The organism is Effusibacillus lacus (assembly GCF_002335525.1).
GTDB classification, from domain to species: Bacteria; Bacillota; Bacilli; order Tumebacillales; family Effusibacillaceae; genus Effusibacillus; species Effusibacillus lacus.
This window is the reverse complement of sequence record NZ_BDUF01000095.1, coordinates 116,907-121,059: the sequence shown is the minus strand read 5'-3', so window position 1 is coordinate 121,059 and position 4,153 is coordinate 116,907. Positions and strand designations below refer to the sequence as shown.

Annotated in this window: 4 protein-coding genes and 1 pseudogene; all 5 read right to left on the bottom strand. The window is 53.2% G+C overall.

Going from position 1 to position 4,153, the window contains the following annotated elements; genetic code table 11:
• A pseudogene (locus tag EFBL_RS21470) lies at positions 1-215 on the bottom strand (HslU--HslV peptidase ATPase subunit); the annotation flags it as partial.
• 14 nt (positions 216-229) lie between these two features.
• Positions 230-769, bottom strand: coding sequence for an ATP-dependent protease subunit HslV (hslV, locus tag EFBL_RS16505; RefSeq protein WP_096183236.1), 540 nt, complete (start codon positions 767-769; stop codon positions 230-232).
• 68 nt (positions 770-837) lie between these two features.
• Positions 838-1,740, bottom strand: coding sequence for a tyrosine recombinase XerC (xerC, locus tag EFBL_RS16500; protein WP_096183234.1), 903 nt, complete (start codon positions 1,738-1,740; stop codon positions 838-840).
• Between the two features lie 30 nt (positions 1,741-1,770).
• Positions 1,771-3,102, bottom strand: a complete 1,332-nt coding sequence (gene trmFO, locus EFBL_RS16495; protein ID WP_424955026.1) for an FADH(2)-oxidizing methylenetetrahydrofolate--tRNA-(uracil(54)-C(5))-methyltransferase TrmFO — start codon at positions 3,100-3,102, stop codon at positions 1,771-1,773.
• A gap of 106 nt (positions 3,103-3,208) precedes the next feature.
• Positions 3,209-4,153: DNA topoisomerase (locus EFBL_RS21465; protein ID WP_231705843.1), on the bottom strand; the 945-nt coding region annotated here is incomplete at its 5' end.

Here is a 4,153-nt window from a genome sequence, read left to right as displayed (position 1 = left end):
GCCAACCGTCTTGCAATTTCGGTCTTGCCCACACCAGTGGGTCCGATCATCAGGATATTTTTGGGTGTCACCTCATCGCGCATCTCATCTGGCAGCAAGCTGCGGCGGTAGCGGTTGCGAAGCGCCACGGCAACCATTTTCTTCGCCTGTTTTTGCCCCACAATGTACCGGTCCAATTCGGCAACAATCTGTTTCGGTGTCAGGCTTCCTTTCATGGCCCTGCCCCCTCTTAATCGATCTCTTCCACAACGATGTTGGAGTTTGTAAAGACACAAATTTCTGCAGCAATTTTCAATGCTTGTTCGGCAATGTCCCGTGCCGGCAAATCGGAATGCCTGGCCAGCGCACGACCGGCCGCCAGTGCAAAGGACCCGCCGGAACCGATGGCCAGGATTCCGTCATCCGGCTCAATCACTTCCCCATTGCCGGAAATCAACAGCAAGTGGTCCCTGTTCATTACAATCAGCATCGCTTCCAGCTTGTGCAGGATTTTGTCCGAACGCCATTCCTTGGCCAATTCGACGGCAGCCCGCTGCAAATTGCCGTGATATTCTTCAAGCTTTGCCTCAAACTTTTCGTACAAAGTGAAAGCGTCGGCTACAGACCCTGCAAAACCGGCCACCACTTCACCGCGGTACAGACGCCGCACTTTTTTGGCTCCGTTTTTCATGATCATGCTGTTGCCAAACGTCACCTGTCCGTCGCCGGCCATGGCCGATTTGCCGTCTTTCCGGACCGCAAATATTGTTGTCGCATGAAATCCATTCATAAAATGACTCCCATCATAGTTTATTTTTCGGGGTCCCCGCCAAGTGCTTGTCACTTGGTGGGGTAATTTTATGCTCTTGGGTGTGCATTCATATATACGCGAAGCAGTTTCTCTTTAGTCGTATGGGTGTAAATCTGGGTGCTCGACAGGCTTGCGTGCCCCAACAATTCCTGAACCACCCGGAGATCGGCTCCGGCATCCAGCAAATGGGTAGCAAAGGTATGCCTCAGAACATGGGGAGAAATGGACTTCTGGCCTGCCACCTGCCGGATGTATTTATCAACGATTCGACGCACGGACCGGACAGACAAAGGTTCTCCCCGATAATTGAGAAATAAAGCCTTCTGCAAACCCGATCCTCCGCCCGGCAGCAATTGTGGCCTCCCCCTCTCAAGGTAGAGCCGGACAGCATCCGCCGCCTTCTTTCCTACAAGCACAATCCTTTCCTTGGCCCCTTTGCCGAACACTCGCACCGTACCCATGTCGAAATCGAAGTCTTCCTGCCTCAACCCCATGCATTCGCTCACACGAATGCCGGTTGCGTACAGCAGCTCCAATATCGCCCGATCCCTCAAGCCCAGAGGGCCATCGGGTGTTGGCGCTTCCACCAGCCGGGTAACTTCTTCAATGTAAAGAAAATTCGGTGTGCGCTTTTCCAGTTTGGGAGTGGACACCGACTTGGCGGGATTCTTGTCGACAATGCCCTCCCGCATCAAAAAATCATAGAAAGAACGCAAGCAGGAGACCTTCCGGGATAATGTCCGGCGTGCCGCTTTGGCCATAAACAAGCGCGACAAAAACGTCCGGATCCCCACATGTGTCACATCTCCGAACTTCTCTATCTGTTCCTCCGCAAGAAATGCACAAAACTGTTCCAGATCGCTCTGATAGGCATCGATGGTATGAACGGATGCGTTCTTCTCGACTCGCAGGTATTCCAGAAACAAATCCACCGCTTGCTGTTTGGTCATAAGCCTCTCCTCCGCCCTCTTCTTGAACCTTTATCGGGCGCGCACGGATTGATCCAGTGAAGTGTCCATAAACTCTGTCAAAGAAGCAAGCGCTCGTTCCGATATCTTTTCGTTCTTGAGGCGCTTGTCCCTGATTTTCTCTCCCAACGACGGAAGCAGGCCGAAAGTGGCGTTCATTGGCTGGAAATTATCCGGTGCCGCATGAGTAATGTAATAAGCCAGAGCTCCAATTGCCGTATCACGTGGAAACACAAGCGGGTCCAGTCCGCGGGCTACCCGCCCCGCATTGATCCCCGCTATAAGACCTGCAGCGGCCGATTCCACGTACCCTTCCACCCCCGTGATCTGCCCCGCGAAAAAGAGGGTCTCCCGGCTCTGCAACTGGTAGGTTTGTTTCAGTACCCTGGGGGAGTTGATATAGGTATTGCGGTGCATGACGCCAAACCGGGCAAACTCCGCCTTTTCCAGCCCCGGTATCATGCGGAACACCCTCGCTTGCTCTCCCCATTTCAAATGGGTCTGAAACCCTACGATATTGTACAGCGTGGCTGCCGCATTATCCTGTCGAAGCTGCACCACTGCAAAGGGAATTTTTCCGGTCCGCGGATCAGGCAGCCCAACCGGCTTCATCGGTCCGAACAGCAGGGTCTGACGCCCGCGTTTGGCCATCACTTCGATCGGCATGCAGCCCTCAAAGTAAACCTCTTTCTCAAACTCCTTCAGAGGGGCGGCTTCCGCAGCAATCAGTGCTTCGTAAAACCGGTCAAATTCTTTCTCCGTCATCGGGCAATTGATATAAGCCGCTTCCCCTTTGTCATACCGGGACGCAATGTACACCTTGTCAAAGTCGATGGATTCCTTGTGAACGATCGGGGCAGCCGCATCGTAGAAATACAGGTATTCTTCCCCTGTCAGGTTTGCTATGGAGCGGGACAAAGACAGAGACGTCAGTGGACCGGTTGCAATCACAACGATCCCATCAGAGGGAATTTCCCCGATTTCCTCCCGGACGACCTCAATCATTGGGTGTCCGGTGACTCTTTCCGTCACTTCTTGCGAAAACAGATCCCTGTCAACCGCCAGGGCACCGCCTGCGGGAACACAGGTCTTGTCGGCGGAAGCCATAATGACCGAATCAAGACGCCTCATTTCTTCCTTCAACAAGCCGACCGCATTGGACAGACTGGCACCACGAAGGGAATTCGAACAAACCAACTCCGCAAAATTCCCGCTGATGTGAGCGGCTGTTTTCACGACAGGCCGCATTTCATACAAACGGACTTTGACACCCTGCCTGGCGATCTGCCAGGCGGCTTCCGACCCCGCCAATCCTGCCCCCACAACTGTAACTTGATTTGACAAAAGGATTCCCCCTACAAGACATCATTTCCCGCCAATGTAACAAGTACTTTGACAGGGTTCTGCCTTGTCATGGTCCCCGCCAAAGTACTTGACTGTCAGATTCTTTTCATTGATCCGATTCTTCGGCAGCCGGCAGGGACGGTGCTTCCTGATGCGCACATTCCGGATTGGAGCACACCCACTTTTCCGAATTCTCTCCTTTGCCGGCCCGTTTGCTGACAAGAGGTTGGCCGCATTCGGGACAAGCTTTCCCCACCGGGCGATCCCAAAGAATGAAGTCGCATTCCGGATAGTTGTTGCAGCCGTAGAATACCCGCCTGCGTTTGCCCTGACGCTCTACCAGTTGTCCGGTCTCACACCTTGGGCAGGCGACACCCACTTCCTTTAGAATCGGTTTGGCATTCCGGCATTCCGGAAACCCTGGACAAGCAAGAAATTTGCCAAAGCGTCCATGCTTATATACCATCATCCGGCCGCACTTCTCACATGCCACATCGGATACTTCTTCCTGCAGCGTCACATGTTTCATCTCTTCTTCTGCCGTTTTCAGGTCTTTCTCAAAGTCGCCGTAGAAGTCGTCCAGCATCTTCACCCAGTCCACCTGGCCCTCTTCCACGCCGTCCAGGCTCTCTTCCAGGTTTGCTGTGAACTCAACGTCGATGATTTGAGGAAAAAATTCCTTCATCATCTCTACGACAATTTCCCCAAGTTCTGTGGGCACAAATTTCTTCTCCTGAAGGAGCACGTAACCCCTTTTCTGGATGGTCTCCAGGGTCGGGGCATAGGTACTGGGGCGACCGATCCCCAACTCCTCCATGGTCTTGACCAGACGTGCTTCGGTGTACCGAGGCGGCGGTTGGGTGAAATGCTGTTTCGGATCCAGTTTTGGCTGATGTAAACTTTGCCCTTCTTCCAGCGGCGGCAAAAACTTCTCGTCCTCTTCCTTCCCCTCATCATTCCCTTCAATGTATAAGGTCATGAATCCGGGAAACTTGATTTTGGAACCGGTTGCCCGAAAGACCGCATCATTGGCCCTGATGTCAACCGTCAT

Excerpts from the sequence above, each read along its gene's own strand:
- hslV (WP_096183236.1), bottom strand. The coding sequence starts at position 769 with ATGAATGGATTTCATGCGACAACAATATTTGCGGTCCGGAAAGACGGC.
- xerC (WP_096183234.1), bottom strand. The coding sequence starts at position 1,740 with ATGACCAAACAGCAAGCGGTGGATTTGTTTCTGGAATACCTGCGAGTC.